The sequence below is a fragment of the Achromobacter sp. SIMBA_011 genome (assembly GCF_046535435.1).
Classification (GTDB): domain Bacteria; phylum Pseudomonadota; class Gammaproteobacteria; order Burkholderiales; family Burkholderiaceae_B; genus Achromobacter; species Achromobacter dolens.
In genome coordinates, this window is the sequence record NZ_JAWRWN010000002.1 from 983,452 (window position 1) to 997,641 (window position 14,190).

At 70.3% G+C, this 14,190-nt stretch carries 15 protein-coding genes; 7 read left to right on the forward strand and 8 right to left on the reverse strand.

Going from position 1 to position 14,190, the window contains the following annotated elements; translation table 11 throughout:
* Positions 1–258 precede the first annotated feature (258 nt).
* The 4 genes from SB816_RS11670 to SB816_RS11685 all read left to right on the forward strand — a co-directional run bounded on the left by SB816_RS11670 (position 259) and on the right by SB816_RS11685 (position 4,312).
* Positions 259–1,185, forward strand: a complete 927-nt coding sequence (locus tag SB816_RS11670; RefSeq protein WP_116792390.1) for a LysR family transcriptional regulator — start codon at positions 259–261, stop codon at positions 1,183–1,185.
* A 433-nt stretch (positions 1,186–1,618) separates the two neighbouring features.
* A complete protein-coding gene (locus SB816_RS11675; RefSeq protein ID WP_410547014.1) occupies positions 1,619–2,917 on the forward strand; it encodes a hypothetical protein in 1,299 nt (432 codons plus the stop codon).
* On the forward strand, positions 2,899–3,486 hold the full coding sequence (locus SB816_RS11680) for a hypothetical protein (RefSeq protein ID WP_054502396.1): 588 nt from the start codon (positions 2,899–2,901) through the stop codon (positions 3,484–3,486). The genes SB816_RS11675 and SB816_RS11680 overlap by 19 nt, the downstream gene beginning before the upstream one ends.
* A 94-nt stretch (positions 3,487–3,580) precedes the next feature.
* A complete protein-coding gene (locus SB816_RS11685) occupies positions 3,581–4,312 on the forward strand; it encodes a hypothetical protein (protein ID WP_410547015.1) in 732 nt (243 codons plus the stop codon).
* A gap of 24 nt (positions 4,313–4,336) precedes the next feature.
* On the opposite strand, the gene SB816_RS11690 is transcribed toward SB816_RS11685, so the two are convergent.
* The gene (locus tag SB816_RS11690) at positions 4,337–4,792 is read right to left on the reverse strand and encodes a DUF2000 domain-containing protein (RefSeq protein WP_410547016.1); all 456 of its coding nucleotides are present in this window, start codon (positions 4,790–4,792) and stop codon (positions 4,337–4,339) included.
* An 81-nt stretch (positions 4,793–4,873) separates the two neighbouring features.
* Positions 4,874–6,154: a phosphopyruvate hydratase gene (gene eno, locus SB816_RS11695; RefSeq protein ID WP_410547017.1), complete on the reverse strand. Its 1,281-nt coding sequence runs from the start codon at positions 6,152–6,154 to the stop codon at positions 4,874–4,876.
* Positions 6,155–6,360: 206 nt separating this feature from the next.
* Between eno and SB816_RS11700 the strand changes: the two genes are divergently transcribed.
* The 3 genes from SB816_RS11700 (at position 6,361) to sodC (ending at position 9,366) form a co-directional block, all read left to right on the forward strand.
* Positions 6,361–7,230: a LysR substrate-binding domain-containing protein gene (locus tag SB816_RS11700; protein WP_144657696.1), complete on the forward strand. Its 870-nt coding sequence runs from the start codon at positions 6,361–6,363 to the stop codon at positions 7,228–7,230.
* A 157-nt stretch (positions 7,231–7,387) separates the two neighbouring features.
* Positions 7,388–8,632, forward strand: coding sequence for a DUF445 domain-containing protein (locus tag SB816_RS11705; protein ID WP_144658017.1), 1,245 nt, complete (start codon positions 7,388–7,390; stop codon positions 8,630–8,632).
* A 206-nt stretch (positions 8,633–8,838) separates the two neighbouring features.
* A complete protein-coding gene (sodC, locus tag SB816_RS11710; protein WP_054502402.1) occupies positions 8,839–9,366 on the forward strand; it encodes a superoxide dismutase family protein in 528 nt (175 codons plus the stop codon).
* A 16-nt stretch (positions 9,367–9,382) separates the two neighbouring features.
* Here the strand turns inward: sodC and SB816_RS11715 are convergent, their stop codons facing one another.
* From SB816_RS11715 to SB816_RS11740, 6 genes are all read right to left on the reverse strand, one after another.
* The gene (locus tag SB816_RS11715; protein ID WP_054502403.1) at positions 9,383–10,024 is read right to left on the reverse strand and encodes a glutathione S-transferase family protein; all 642 of its coding nucleotides are present in this window, start codon (positions 10,022–10,024) and stop codon (positions 9,383–9,385) included.
* Between the two features lie 149 nt (positions 10,025–10,173).
* Positions 10,174–11,394, reverse strand: coding sequence for an MFS transporter (locus SB816_RS11720; RefSeq protein ID WP_116792383.1), 1,221 nt, complete (start codon positions 11,392–11,394; stop codon positions 10,174–10,176).
* A 101-nt stretch (positions 11,395–11,495) separates the two neighbouring features.
* A complete protein-coding gene (map, locus tag SB816_RS11725) occupies positions 11,496–12,287 on the reverse strand; it encodes a type I methionyl aminopeptidase (RefSeq protein ID WP_269874999.1) in 792 nt (263 codons plus the stop codon).
* Positions 12,288–12,533: a ParD-like family protein gene (locus SB816_RS11730; protein ID WP_054415514.1), complete on the reverse strand. Its 246-nt coding sequence runs from the start codon at positions 12,531–12,533 to the stop codon at positions 12,288–12,290.
* A gap of 89 nt (positions 12,534–12,622) precedes the next feature.
* A complete protein-coding gene (locus SB816_RS11735; RefSeq protein WP_410547018.1) occupies positions 12,623–13,783 on the reverse strand; it encodes a PAAR domain-containing protein in 1,161 nt (386 codons plus the stop codon).
* A 36-nt stretch (positions 13,784–13,819) separates the two neighbouring features.
* A complete protein-coding gene (locus SB816_RS11740) occupies positions 13,820–14,101 on the reverse strand; it encodes a hypothetical protein (RefSeq protein ID WP_231132841.1) in 282 nt (93 codons plus the stop codon).
* Positions 14,102–14,190: the final 89 nt, after the last annotated feature.

Consider the following 14,190-nt stretch of genomic DNA (forward strand, 5'->3'; position numbering starts at 1 on the left):
CGCCCGCGCCGGCCCTGGCCGGCACGGCGGCATCGCAGAGCGGGGCTCTGGCGAGGCCGGCGCGCCCGGGGCGGACGCGGCGCAGTCGCGGCGCCTGGCGGGCCAGGAACGGCCCGTCTTGTATCCGTCTATTCTTTCCCAGCAAAGAAGTCTTGACAATGGCATCCATAATTGACAACGACGATAAAGGAATTTGACAATAGGCACGGACCGCCGCGATGCAACGGGCAAAGCCAGTACCGGTCCGGGAGAGTCGACATGGATACAAAGGCGCTGACGTTGCTGGTGGAGATCGTGGATGCGGGCAACCTGAGCGAAGCGGCGCGTCGGCTGAAGATGACACGGGCCAACGTCAGCTATCACCTGACGCAGTTAGAGCGCGCCGTTGGCATGCAGCTATTGCGGCGCACCACGCGCCACGTCGAGCCCACCGAAATCGGACTCAAGCTGTACCACCACGGCCGCAGCATCCAGGACGAACTGGCGGCGGCGCGCGAGGCCGTCGAAACGCTGGGCAAGACGCCGCAGGGCAAGGTGCGCCTGAGCGTGCCGAGCGGCTACGGGCAGTTCGTGATGATGCCGTGGCTGATCGAGTTCAAGCAGGCCTATCCCGACATCGTGCTGGACGTGCTGTTCGAGAACAGCGTCGATGATCTGCTGCGCGACGAGGTCGACATCGCCGTGCGCATCATGTCCGAGCCGCCGCACAATCTGGTGGCGCGCGAACTGGGCCAGGTGCGCTACGTGGCCTGCGCTTCGCCCGCCTTCATGCGCGAGCGCGGCCTGCCGGACAAGCCGGCCGACCTGGCGCGCCTGCCCATCATCAGCGCCGCCGTGATCGGCCGGCCGCTGCGGCTGTCGGCCTACTACGGCGGCCAGCCGCGCCAGCACGTGGTGCTGGAGCCCACCGTCATTTCGCGCAACTACGCCTTCCTGCGCGAGGCGACGCTGGCCGGGCTGGGGATCGGCGTGGTGCCCGATTATGTCGTGCACGACGATATCGCGCGCGGCGACCTGCTGCCCGCCTTGCCGCAGTGGCGCTTGAGCATCTTCGGCCGCGCCATGTACATGCTGTACATGCCCAATCGCCACCATCCACGCGCCATTTCCATGATGATCGAGTTCATCCAGCAGCGCGCCCAGGCCGCGCACGAAGGACGGCCCGGACTGCTGGGAGCGGCCTAGGACCGGCTTTCGGCGGCGCCCGGCGGGGCCGCTGCCGTCGGGCGAGTTCCCCATCCATGTGATCGGCATGCGCTCCGCGCGGATACGGCGCGTCGCGGACGACCTGAAGGGCTTTTTCCAGGCCATGATGCGGGCCGACGCCATCCCGCGCGCGCTCGGCCGGGCTACGCACCGATCCCGGCCACCTTCGAACCGTGGTGACGCCCGCCAGGCGCGAGACGCGTGCCGCAAGCCGAACCCGGCGCCACGGACCTGGCCTCCGCACGGAAGTTTGACAAAAAGAAACATAATGATAAAAATGCCGACCATTCCCGCGCCGGCTGGCGCCGGGAGTCCCCGGCCGCGGCCAGGGCGGCCTTGACCGTCTCTTGCCCATCGCGCCTGGCGTAGGCGTTGTTCCGATCCATTGCGGGCCTTTTCTTGCGGAGCAAGTATGGCTTTCGTGTTCATGCGCCGGGCATGGTCCGGCCTGCGGCGTCCGGACGGCGCCGCGTTGCGGTGGGGCATGTTGGGACTGGCGGCGATGTTGGCGGGATGCGCGGGCGGCGAGCCGCGCATCGGCGACGCCTACACGGTGCACACCCCGATCTACGCCGACAATCGCATCTTCTATCTCAAGCCCGGCGACGATGAGCGCACGCGCGTGCTGGAGCAGGCCGGCGTGCCGGCTTCTTCCGACGCGGAACGGCAACTGGCGGTGCCCGCCAACGCGCCGCTCTCGATCATGATGCGGTCGGTCGAGATCCCGGCGCTGAAGGACGCGGCCGGCGTCAAGACCGCCGGCATCGACGGCCCGGCGGACTACGCGGTCATTCTCGACATCGCCGCCAAGGACGACGGCAGCAACCAGTCCATCGTGGTCTGGTACCAGCGCGGCGTGCAGCCCGATCAATCCCTGAACTTCTCCAATCTGCTGGTGTATTACGTGCAGCGCTGGGACGAGCGCGTGGCGCCGTCGTTCCGGCTGCGCGTGATGGACGTCACCACCGAACGCAACGCCGAGACCCTGCGCGCGTTGCAACGGGCGCAGGGCATGGCCAACGGCGCGGCCAGCCTGGCCAACAATCCGCTGGTCTCGCCGCTGGTGGGGGTGGCCTTCACCGCCGCCGAGCTGGTGCTGGCGAACCAGCGCAACCGCATGGTGCTGGACTACAGCGTGCAGCTCTATTCGCAGTCGGCGGTGAGCCAGTCGGCCGGCTCCAACCTCGGCCTGCTCAAGCAGGGCACCTATGTGGTGGTGGGGCGTCCGGTGGCCGGCACGCGCGCGTTCTGGGAAAAGGCGCTCACCTACAACACCCGCACCAACCAGGTGATGGACGGCGCCGAGCCGCTGAACGTGCCGACCGCGCTGGTGTCGGTGGGCACTTTCGAGAGCATCGTGCCCAAGTCGGTGCTGGAAAAGTCGGTGGCGCTGACGGCGCTGCTGAGCAAGGTCGGCGCCAGCGCCTCGGTCGAGCAGGTCAGCGACGCACAGGGCCGGCTGCAGGCCGCGCTGACCGCCTACACGCTGGGCGAACGGCTGGCGCGCTATCGCGACCAGAAGACGCTGGACGAGATTTCGACCAAGCTGGCCGACGATGATTTCTCCAAGTCCCTCGGCAGCGAGGAAGCCTTTCTGCTGCTGCGCGGCCTGAACGCCTGCTATCGGTTGCAGAAGCCGCTGGCGGATCTGGAGGAATTCCGCACCTATCACGACAAGCCGGAGGGCCAGGCATGCGCGGCCAGATCCTAGCGCCGCGCGCCAGCGAGGGCGGCGGCTTCCTGCGCTGGCTGCCCCGGTTGCTGTTGCCGGCCCTGGCCGCGGTGCTGTTCGGCGGCTGTGCGTCGACCGCCGGACAGGCCCGGCTCACGGCGCCGGCGCCGGCGGGCATCGCGGGTCCCGGACCGGTCACGGTGCCGGCTTCGTGGACGGCCGCCGCGACGCCGATGCCACGGCTGTTCTCGCATCGACTGCTGGTGCCGCCGCTGCAACTGGTGCAGATCGCCTTCTCCGCCGAGACCCCGACCGTGCTGGCGGCCATGCAGCGGTTCGCCGCCGCCGCGCCGTCGGCGCTGGAGGCGCGCGGCCTGTTGCGGGCCCGGACCCTGATCGAGCCGGACTCCGGCTGGCTGACGCTGATCGCCCGCGCGCAAGGCGTGGACTGGGTGTTCGGCCTGCAGTTCAGCGCCGACGGCGGCGGGCTGCTGACGTTGCGGCTGCGCACCGCGGGCGCCGGCAATATCGACAATCCGCGCCCGCAGGAAATGGACGCGCACATCGCCACCCTGGCGGCGCTGGCGCCGGGCCTGCTGGCCGATTGAACGCGGCGCGGCGGGCGCGCGTCTCTGGTATAAGGCCTGGAGTCGCCATCGGCCGCGAGGCCGATGGTCCGGACCTGACCGAGAGAGGTACCCCTTGCCGCATCCGCCCACCGCGAGCCGCCTGCTGGCATTGACGGCCCGCCAGTTCACCGCTCAGGTGCCCGCCATGGTCGCCGCCGCGCCGTGGGCCTGCGTGCTGTTCGCGCTGTCGCTGCCGGGCGCGCTGCTGCTGAACCAGGCGGGCGCTCCGCGCGAAATGTGGTTCCTGCTGGCGGCGGTGGTCAATCTGCTGGCCCTGGCGCGCGTGGCGCTGGCCTGGCAGCGCCAACTGGCGGGCGTGCCGCGCCACGCGCCGAGTCTGGATGGCGCCCAGGCCCGGGTGCTGGCCCTGGTGTTCGCGGCGATCGTCGCGATCGCCGCCCTGAAGTCGGTCAGCGGCAGCCTGACGCTCTCCCTGTATTTCCAGATGCCGAACACGCCCGGCACGGTGTTCCTGGCCATCGCGTTGCTGTTGCTGCTGATCCTGTGGCTGCCCATGACGCACTTGCTGGGATCCTGGTCCCTGGCCCTGCCGCAGGCCGCCCTGACGGACGGCTATGGCTGGCGGCGGTCGCGCCAGGCGCTGCGCGGCGCGGTCTGGCCGTTCGCCGCCGCGCTGCTGTTGCTGACGGGCCTGACCGAGGTGACGGGCGCCGCGTTGCGCCAGGCGCTGGTGTTGTGGCGCGCCGACGCCATCATCACGGCGGCGGGCGGCTTGTTGCTGACGCTGGCGCTGCTGCTGTTCCTGTCGATCCTGTGCGCCACCGCGTACCGCGAGCGCGCCTGAGCGGTGGCGCCGGCGCGCGGGCGTTCAACGCAGCATCGGCAGGCTGCCGGTCAGCGCGTTGATCCAGCGCTTGGCGCCGGCCAGGCCGACGCCGAGCAGCGGCTGGTCGCGGTGCGAGGTCTCGCGGTGCCGCGCCCAATAGTGGCCGGCGTCGTGGATCTCGCGGGCGTAGGCCGGAAACACGGCCAGCCGCGCGTCCTCGGGCGGCGGCTGCGTCAGCCGCTGACGCAATTGCGCCATCCGCACCGCATCGGCCGCCAGCACGATGATGGGCAGGTGCGAGATGGCCGACGAGGCCATGCCATCGGGGTCGCGCAGCGGCGCGCCGGCCCAGCCGGGCAGGGCGGCCGCGAGGCCCGCGGCCAGGCAGGCCGAGACGTTGGCGGCCTGGCCCACGCCGAGCGTTGCCGCCAGCACGATCACGATTTTCTCCGGCACGGCGGGCGCGGACGGGACGACAGGGGCGATGGGGACGGACATGCGCGTTTCCTCGGCAAAAGCCGCCATCGTCGACGCCGGCGGCCGTCCTGTCTTGAACGCCAGTGAACGCGTCGCGGGCCCTCAGCCGCGCCGCGCCAGCGCGCCGGCGCCGGCATAGACGGCGGCAGCGCCCAATTCGCGCTCGATGCGCAGCAGGCGGTTGTACTTGGCGGTGCGGTCGGCGCGTGACAGCGAGCCGGTCTTGATCATGCCGCAGTTGGCCGCCACGGCCAGGTCGGCGATGCTGGTGTCCTCGGTTTCGCCGGAGCGGTGCGACATCACCACGCCGTAGCCGGCGCGGCGCGCCAGCGCCAGCACGCGCCAGGTTTCGCTGAGCGTGCCGATCTGGTTGATCTTGACCAGGATGGCGTTGCCGATGCCCTGGTCGATGCCGGCGCGGAACAGCCGCGGGTTGGTGCAGAACACGTCATCGCCCACCAACTGGCAGGCGCCGCCGAGCGTCGCGCCCAGTGTCTTCCAGCCGATGATGTCGTCCTCGGCCATCCCGTCCTCGATCGAGACGATGGGGTAGTCGCGCACCAGCCCGGCCAGGTATTGCACCTGCTGTTCGGCGTCGCGCAGCAGGTTCTCGCCGTGGTAGCGGTAGCCGTCCGGGCCGTGGAATTCACTGGCGGCCGGGTCCAGCGCCAGCGCGATGTCGGCGCCGGGGCGCAGGCCGGCGCGCTCGATCGCGGCCATGATGAAGTCCAGCGCCTCGGGCGCATTGCGCAGGGCTGGCGCGAAGCCGCCTTCATCGCCCACGTTGACGCTGTGGCCGGCCGCCTTGAGGGCGTGGCGCAGCGTGTGGAACACCTCCGCGCCCATGCGCAGGGCTTCGCGGAAGCTGTCCGCGCCCACCGGCAGGATCATGAATTCCTGGAAATCCAGCGGGTTGTCGGCATGCGCGCCGCCGTTGATGATGTTGATCATCGGCACCGGCAGGGTCTGCGCCTGCACACCGCCGATGTGGCGCCACAGCGGCAGCCCCTGGCTGGCGGCGGCCGCGTGCGCCACCGCCAGCGACACGCCCAGCAGGGCGTTGGCGCCCAGCCGGCTTTTGTCGGGCGTGCCGTCCAGTTCGATCATGATCTGGTCGATCCGGGCCTGCTGGTCGGCGGGCAGGCTCAGCAGGGCGGCGCGCAGCTCGGTGTTGACCGCGCCGACCGCGCCCAGCACGCCCTTGCCCAGGTAGCGGGCGGCGTCGCCGTCGCGCCGCTCCAGCGCCTCGCGCTTGCCGGTCGAGGCGCCCGACGGCACCAGGGCCAGGCCACGGGCGCCGTCGTCCAGCCGGATCTCGACTTCGACGGTGGGATTGCCGCGGCTGTCCAGCGCTTCGTGGGCGGCCAGGTGGGTGATGTTCATGGTGGGCTCCGGAAAGGACTTGGGGAAAGGGTAATCGTCAGCTAATTCAAACAAGCAGGAATCGATTCAGCCACGCCGGCAGGTCGTCGGTGCGGCGATGAATCGGGCAATCAGCCATTTCAATGCCGGCATGCTAAAAATGGACCTTGAATCCGACAATGCAGTTTTTCTGCCTCTTCGTCAGTTTTCCTGACAGATGATCCGCCATGCGCCAGTTGCCGCCCCTGTCCGCCGTCCGCGCCTTCGAAGCCATCGCCCGCAGCGGTTCGGTCACCCGAGCGGCCGAGGAACTGTGCCGCAGCCATGGCGCCGTCAGCCGCCATCTGCGCCTGCTGCAGGAGCACGCCGGCGTGGCGCTGTTCGAGAAAGACGGCACCGGCCTGCGCCTGACCCAGGGTGGCGCCACGTTCTATGCCTCGGTGCGGGCGGCCTTCGACCAGCTTGAAAACGCCTACGAACGCCTGGCGCGCGAATCCCAGGCGCCGGGGCTGCACGTGGCCTGCAGCGCCACCTTCGCCATGCGCTGGCTGGTGCCGAACCTGGCCGTGTTCTATCGCAAGCATCCCGAGATCCGCATCCGCCTGTCGATGACCTCGGCGCGTGAAATGCGCAACGAGGGCGCCGACCTGATCCTGGCCTGGGACCTGTCCGGCTACGCCGAGACCGACCGGCGCCAGGCCCTGGCGCTGGCGCCGGTGCGTTTCGGCGCGGTCTGCACGCCGGCCTATGCGCGCAGGAAGCCGGCCACGCGCGCGCGCATCGCCCATGAATACACCTCCAGCGCCTGGAACCAGTGGGAGGCCATCACCGGGCAGCCGGCGGCGCAAGGCGACACGCTGGCGTTTCCCCACACCCACCTGTGCATCGAGGCCGCGCTGTCGGGCCTGGGGGTGGCGCTGGTCGAACGGCGGCTGATCTCGCGCGAGTTGCAGGAGGGGCAACTGGTGGCGCCCTACGGCTTCGTGCCGTTCGACGGCGGCCTGCGCGCGGTGCCGGCCGCCGGCCGCGCCCGCACCGCCCATGCCGATGCCTTCATCGCCTGGCTGCGCGGCGCGCTGGCCGGGCCCGAGGACTGATGGCCGCGCGGCGGGGCCGGCTGGCTTGGTATGCTGGACGGGCATTCCCGCCGGAGACTCCATGACCGATACGCCGCCTTCCGCCAGCCCGTCCTCGCCAGCCTTCGCCACCCGTTCGGCACTGGCGTCGCAGGCGCGCCGTGCCCAGTTGCGGCGCATGAAGATCGCCGCGCTGGCCCTGCTGGTGGCGATGATCAGCGGCTTCATCACGAGCCACGTCATGGGCGGCCAGGGCGTGTGGGCATGGGTGCGGGCCTTCTGCGAGGCCGCCACCGTGGGGGCGCTGGCCGACTGGTTCGCGGTGGTGGCGCTGTTCCGCCGGCCGATGGGCCTGCCGATTCCGCACACCGCCATCATCCCCAGCAACAAGGACCGCATCGGCGACAACCTGGCGGTGTTCGTGCGCGACCACTTCCTCGACCCGGATACGCTGATGGCGAAGCTGCGCGGCTTCGACCCGGCCGCGCGCCTGTCGCGCTGGCTGGCGCGGCCGAAGCAGGCGCACGCGCTCAGCGACGGCGCGCGGCGGGTCGCGCTGCAGACGCTGGACCTGCTGGACGACCGCGCGGTGCGCGGCGTGATCCAGGCGTTCGTGGTCAAGACCCTGCGGCGCTGGGACGCGGCCGGCAGCGCCGGCGAGGTGCTGGGCCTGCTGACCCGCGACGGCCGCCACCAGGAGCTGCTGGACGCCGCCATGGAGCGGCTGGGCGGCTACCTGGGCGACGAGGACGTCAAGGAACGCGCCTCGGCGCTGCTGGTGAAATTCGCGCGCAAGGAATGGCCACGCATCATCAAGGCGGTGGACGTGATTGCGTCGGTCGAGGGCATCGCCGACAACCTCGCGGACAGGCTGGCGCGGGCGCTGGTGCAGGAACTGCGCGATGTGCTGTCGGAACCGGATCACCCGGTGCGGCGCGATTACGAGGCCTGGGTGCTGGACTACATCGCGCGCCTGGGCAGCGATCCGGCGCTTGCCGCGCAGGTCGAGGCCATGAAGCAGCGCGCCATCGACCACCCCAAGGTGCAGGAGTACGTGCAGGGCCTGTGGGACGACATCCATGCCGCGTTGCGGCGCGACCTGAGCGACGAGCATTCGGCCCTGGCCGCGCATCTGGAAAGCGCCTTGCTGGCGCTGGCGCGCAAGCTGGGCGAGGACCCGGACCTGCGCGAGGCCATCAACGGCCACGTGCTGGGCGCGGCGCGGCGGCTGACCGGGCGGTTGCGCATCGGCGTGACCGAGCACATCGCGCGCACCGTCAAGTTGTGGGACGAGCGCCACCTGGTCGATGAACTGGAGCTGAGCGTGGGGCGCGACCTGCAGTACATCCGCTTCAATGGCACCCTGGTGGGCGGCCTGATCGGCGTGCTGTTGCATGCGGCGGTGCTGCTGGCGACGGGCTAGCGCGGCGCCCGCGGGGAGGGCGCCGGTCAACCATCGCGGATTTGCGGACATGTCCGATGTATCAGGAAGGAAGATTGCTGGCGAAGCGCCAGGGCGCGGTGCTATTGTCTTTGCCAGTCGCCGGGCCTGCCGTCAGATCCCCGGGACGACCGCCGCCCGGCCGGGCGGCCCGTATCACGCGCATCTCTCCCCAGGAGGCAAGTCCCATGAAGAAATTCTCGATTCTCGTTGCAACGCTGGCGCTGGCCGGCGCCTCGGCCGCCGCCCAGGCCGAGAGCGTCACGATGTCGGTCCTGAACGACGACGGCAGCGTGGGCAAGAGCGCGGGCACCATCACGCTCGAACAGACCAAGGAAGGCCTGAAATTCACGCCCAAGCTCACCGGCCTGCCACCGGGCGAGCATGGCTTCCACGTCCATGAAAACGGTTCGTGCGCGTCGACCACGGTCGATGGCAAGGTGATGCCGGGCGGCGCCGCCGGCGGCCACCTGGATCCACAGGGCACCAAGGCGCACAAGGGGCCGCTGGCCACCGACGGCCACCTGGGCGACCTGCCGTTCATCACCGTGGGCGCCGATGGCAACGCCAAGACGGCCGTGGTGGCGCCGCGCCTGAAGCTGGCCGACGTCAAGCAGCACGCGCTGATGATCCACGTCGGCGGCGACAACTACAGCGACACGCCCAAGCCGCTGGGCGGCGGGGGCGGCCGCATGGTCTGCGGCGTGGTGAAGTGACGCCCCGGGCCGCCTGCTAGGCGGTGCCGTTGCGGCCGTGGGCGCGGTAGCCCGGCCGCTCGGCCAGCCGGTCGTAGTAGGCGGCCACCGCCGGCAGCGCCGGCCGCAGGGCGCTGTCCAGCGGCGTGGCGAACCAGCGGTTGACCGACAGGCCGATGGCGATGTCGGCCAGCGTGAAGGCCTCGCCGGCCACGTAGGCGCCGGTGTCGCGCAGGCGCCGTTCCAGGATTCCCATGAAGTGCGCCCAGTCGCGGCTCGAAGCCTCGATGGCGGCGGCATCCCGGTGCGCCGGCGACTGCCGCGCCAGCGCCATGAAGGCATAGCTCCACGACCGGTTCAGGTCGGTCGCCTGCCAGTCCATCCACTGGTCGACCCGGGCGCGCAGCCTGGCGTTGGCCGGATAGAGCGGATTCGCCGCGTCGCCGCCATATTGGTTGGCCAGATAGCGGATGATGCTGTTCGATTCCCACAGCACGAAGTCGCCGTCGCGCAGCACCGGCACCATGGCGTTCGGGTTGAGGGCCAGGAAGGCCGCGTCGGTCGTCGGACGAAAGCCCGAGCCCCAGTCCTCGCGCGTGAACGGCAGGTCGAGTTCGACGCAGGTCCAGAGGACCTTGCGGACGTTGATGGAAGAGGCTTTTCCCAGGATGTTCAGCATGATCGCGGCGGGGCGGGGTGTTTGGCGAGGCGCCGCGCGCGGCGGCCTCGATGGCAGGCCAGTCTAGCGGCCGCCGCCGGCCGCCGCCAGATACAGATCGGGCCGGGCGGGACCACAACAGAAAGCCCGCCGGGGCGGCTGGGCGCCGTTCAGTCCGCCACGGCTTGCGGCTGGCGGCGCAGCCGCGCCACGGGCGAGGCCAGCAGCACCGCGAACTGGGCGGCAAAGCCGACGCTGGACAACCACAGGCAGGCTTCCATGCCCAGCCGCGCCGCCAGGGTCGCGCCGATCAAGGCGCCCACGGGCCGCGCGCCGAACGTCGCCGTGACGATCACGGCCGAGACGCGGCCCAGCAGCGCGTTGGGCGTGACCGCCTGGCGCAGCGTGGTGGTGGCGATGGTCCATAGAATCGGTCCGGCGCCGAACAGGAACAGGCCGACCCCGGCCCAGGCGCCCGCCGGCCACGCCAGCGTCGACAGCAGGATCAGGCTGGCGGCCAGCGCGCAGGTGGGGCCGGCCGCGATCAGCGCGCCGAACGACAGGCGCGCCGCCAGCCACGGCGCGGCCAGGGCCCCGGCCAGCATGCCGGCGCCGTAGATGCCCAGCGTCATGCCCACGCCGGCGGCGGTCAGGCCCAGGCGCTCCACCGCGTAGACCACGTAGACGGCCTGCAGCACGAACCAGGCGGTGTTGAAGCACACCGCCGTGACCAGCACCGGCCGCAGCAGGGGATGCGCCGCCACGAACGCGGCGCCTTCGCGCAACTCGCGCCACAGGTGGCGTCGCGTCGCCGTGCGTGGCGGCTCGGGCGGCAGGCCCGCCAGCAGCCCCGCCGCCAGCAGCGACAGCAGGGTGGCCAGGCCGTAGGCGACGGCGGCGCCGATGCCGCCGACCAGCGCGCCGCCCAGCGCCGGCCCGGCCGAGAACGCCGCGCTGCGCGCCAGTTCCAGCCAGCGGTTGGCCTGCGCCAGTTGGGTCGCCGGCAACAGCGTCGGCACCAGCGCGGGCGCGGCCACGTTATAGGCCACCGTGCCGACCGCGCCCAGGAAGCCCAGCACCGCCAGCGCGGCCAGGCTCAGGCCGTCCATCGCCAGCAGCGCCAGCAGGCCCAGCAGGCTGGCGGCGCGCGCGCACTCGGCGGCGGTCATCAGGGTGCGGCGCGCGATCCGGTCGGCCAGCACCCCGGCGGGCAATGACAGCAGCAGGAAAGGGAGGGTCTGGGCGGTCTGCAGATAGCCGGTCTGGGCGGCGTTGGCGCCCAACGCCAGCACCGCCACCAGCGGCGCCGCCGCCAGGGCGATCTGTTCGGAACATTGGGCGGCCAGGTTGGAGGCGGCCAGGCGGCGGAATGCCGTGGGCAGGACGGGCATGGAGGCGACGGCCGGCGCGGCCGCGAAAACGACGAGGGCCCGATCATGACCGGGCCCCGTGGGCGTCGCACTCCGTTAATTGCCGTCGCCGGCCGGCGGCGTCAGGGAATCGGCGGGTAGTCGCCGAAGCCGTCCGGCCAGGACGTCAGCACCTCGTAGCCGGTGTCGGTGACGACCACCATGTGTTCCCACTGGGCCGACAGCGAGCGGTCCTTGGTGACCACGGTCCAGCCGTCAGGCAACTGCTTGGTCTGCGGCTTGCCGGCGTTGATCATGGGTTCGATGGTGAACATCATACCCGGCTGCAGCACCAGGCCCTCGCCGGGGCGGCCATAGTGCAGCACCTGCGGTTCGTCGTGGTAGATCTGGCCGATGCCGTGGCCACAGTATTCGCGCACGATGCTGAAGTGCTCGCGGTGCGCGACGGTCTGGATGGCGTGGCCGATGTCGCCCAGCGTGGCGCCGGGCCTGACCGCCATGATGCCCGCGCGCATGGCTTCGTAGGTGGTGTTGACCAGCCGCCGCGCCAGCGGACTGGGCTGGCCGACGAAGTACATGCGGCTGGTGTCGCCAAACCAGCCGTCCTTGATGACGGCCACGTCGATGTTGAGGATGTCGCCGTTCTTGAGCACCTTGGCCGACGGGATGCCGTGGCAGATCACGTGGTTGGCCGAGGCGCAGATGGTCTTGGGAAAGCCGTGGTAGCCGACGTTGGCGGGGATGGCCTTCTGCACGTTGACGATGTAGTCGTGGCAGATGCGGTCGAGCTCGTCGGTGGTGACGCCGGGCCGCACGTGCTCGGCGATCATGTGCAGCACTTCCGCCGCCAGGGCGCCGGCGCGCCGGGCCATGGCGATGTCGGCGGCGGATTTGATGGAGACCTTGCGCGCCATTTACGCGGCCTCCTGCTGGCCGGCGGTTGCCTGTCCGTGGGACAGGGCGGCGATGCTGAAGCCCTCGGCCTGCTCGATGCGGATCAGCAACTGGCAGATGTCGGCGTGGCGCAGCTCGGGGTAGAGCTCGGACAGCATGCCGATGCGCATCCAGTGTTCGGCCTGCGAGTTGATCGAGCGGCTCAGCGCGCTGCTGGCCACGCGCAGATTCTCGTGCATCTGCTCGGAAATCTTGACGATGCCCATGGTGAGTGTTCCATATATGGTTTGTATATGGAACGTATGTTATCCCACCGTCGGGACTGGACGCAAACTGCCGCGGGGCGCACCCGGCGTCAGGCGCGCCCCTGGGCGGGGGACTTTTCCAGCAGGTCCATGGCGTCCAATTGACGGTAGCGCGCCGGATAGATCGAGCGCGCGTAGTCCTCGCACGGCGTGCCCTGGGTGGCGATGGCCATCACCACGAATTCGGCAAAGTCCTCGGGCGGACCGGCCTTGGCGTAGTCCGACGGGAAATTGCCGTCGGATCGGGCGGCGGCGCCCCAGGCCTTCATGTCGACGCGGGCGTTGTTGGCGTAGCTGTGGGCCAGTTCGTGCAGCACGGCGTGATCGATCATGGCCTGTTCGCCCGACATGCTGTAGAGCGTGATGCGCGAAAACATGGTCTCGCCCACCGTGTGCGTCTCGCGCGTCGGGTCGGCCCAGGGCGGGCCCTTCACCACTTGCGCGTTGAGGCGCGTGATGCGGTCTTCCAGCGCCATCCCCTTGGCCAGGCGGATCTGCAGATCGCGCCCTTGCAGCATCGCCTTGGGGGCGATGCCCAGGCTCTTGGCGACCTGTTCCGGTTGCGGCTGCGGTTCCTCGGTCAGGCGCTCGGTGAATTCCTGCGGCCGGCGCTGCATCAGGTCGCCGGTCCAGAGGGGATCGCGCGGTTCCAGCACCACCGGCACGCGCTGTCCGGCGGGCCAGGCTTCGTACATGACGCACTTGTCGTCCCCCGCGCGCGCCAGGTTGGCGGGTGGCTGGTAGGCCGACGGCCCGGTCAGCTTCACCGGAACCCGTTTGGCGTCGAACATGGCCTCGGTGAGCTTGAGCGTGTCCTGCACCTGGGCGCATTTCACCGGCGCGTCCTGCGCCGCGATGGGTTCGATCGCGGCCAGCGCCGCCGGCGCGCCGGCCTGCAGAGCCTGGGGCGCGTCGTTCACGCCCGCGCCGCCGCCATCACCGCCGCCATGTTCGAGCTGGTAGAACTGCTGGCTGGCGATCAGGGTGGCGCCGCAGGAGGTCTTCATGCCCTCCAGCGCGGTGCGGCGGTCGGAACTGACGCTCTGCACGCCCTCGACGATGGTGTGCTGGCCGGGGCACTTGGGGCAGGTGACGCGGTCGCCGACGCGGGCCATGGGCCGGCCGAAGATCTGTACGGATTCATCCCCCGTCACCACCACGCCGCCGTGCGAGGTGCGGTCACCCTTGCGTATTACGGATCGCTGCGCCATGGCCGCCCGTTGCTCCCGAATGAAGGTTAAGTCTGCTTACAGATAGGTGCCGTCCGGCGCCATGCGCGGGGTGCCCACGACGAAGGTGCCGTCGGGCGCCATGCGCACCGGGCCGCCGCCGCCGAGGTAGCGGCCATCGGGCGCGCGCTGGGGCGTACCCGCGACGTACGTGCCGTCCGGCGCGCGGGTGATGGGCCCACCGTCGCCGACGTAAGTGCCATCGGGGCAGCGTCGCGGCGTGCCGTTGATGAAGCGGCCGTTGGGCATCATGTGGAATGACTTGTTCATCGCGACTTCCTGGGTTTGGAGAGCTTGCATGATAGCGATGGTCCCTGATGCGTTTTGTAATAGGGCGTGTCATGTTCCAACGTAACGCGGTTACAGATATGGGATCATCGCTGCTTTCG

Coding starts and splice junctions, on each gene's coding strand:
- SB816_RS11670 (WP_116792390.1), top strand. CDS start 259: ATGGATACAAAGGCGCTGACGTTGCTGGTGGAGATCGTGGATGCGGGC.
- SB816_RS11675 (WP_410547014.1), top strand. CDS start 1,619: ATGGCTTTCGTGTTCATGCGCCGGGCATGGTCCGGCCTGCGGCGTCCG.
- SB816_RS11680 (WP_054502396.1), top strand. CDS start 2,899: ATGCGCGGCCAGATCCTAGCGCCGCGCGCCAGCGAGGGCGGCGGCTTC.
- SB816_RS11690 (WP_410547016.1), bottom strand. CDS start 4,792: ATGTCCGTCCCCATCGCCCCTGTCGTCCCGTCCGCGCCCGCCGTGCCG.
- eno (WP_410547017.1), bottom strand. CDS start 6,154: ATGAACATCACCCACCTGGCCGCCCACGAAGCGCTGGACAGCCGCGGC.
- SB816_RS11700 (WP_144657696.1), top strand. CDS start 6,361: ATGCGCCAGTTGCCGCCCCTGTCCGCCGTCCGCGCCTTCGAAGCCATC.
- SB816_RS11705 (WP_144658017.1), top strand. CDS start 7,388: ATGAAGATCGCCGCGCTGGCCCTGCTGGTGGCGATGATCAGCGGCTTC.
- sodC (WP_054502402.1), top strand. CDS start 8,839: ATGAAGAAATTCTCGATTCTCGTTGCAACGCTGGCGCTGGCCGGCGCC.
- SB816_RS11715 (WP_054502403.1), bottom strand. CDS start 10,024: ATGCTGAACATCCTGGGAAAAGCCTCTTCCATCAACGTCCGCAAGGTC.
- SB816_RS11720 (WP_116792383.1), bottom strand. CDS start 11,394: ATGCCCGTCCTGCCCACGGCATTCCGCCGCCTGGCCGCCTCCAACCTG.
- map (WP_269874999.1), bottom strand. CDS start 12,287: ATGGCGCGCAAGGTCTCCATCAAATCCGCCGCCGACATCGCCATGGCC.
- SB816_RS11730 (WP_054415514.1), bottom strand. CDS start 12,533: ATGGGCATCGTCAAGATTTCCGAGCAGATGCACGAGAATCTGCGCGTG.
- SB816_RS11735 (WP_410547018.1), bottom strand. CDS start 13,783: ATGGCGCAGCGATCCGTAATACGCAAGGGTGACCGCACCTCGCACGGC.
- SB816_RS11740 (WP_231132841.1), bottom strand. CDS start 14,101: ATGCAAGCTCTCCAAACCCAGGAAGTCGCGATGAACAAGTCATTCCAC.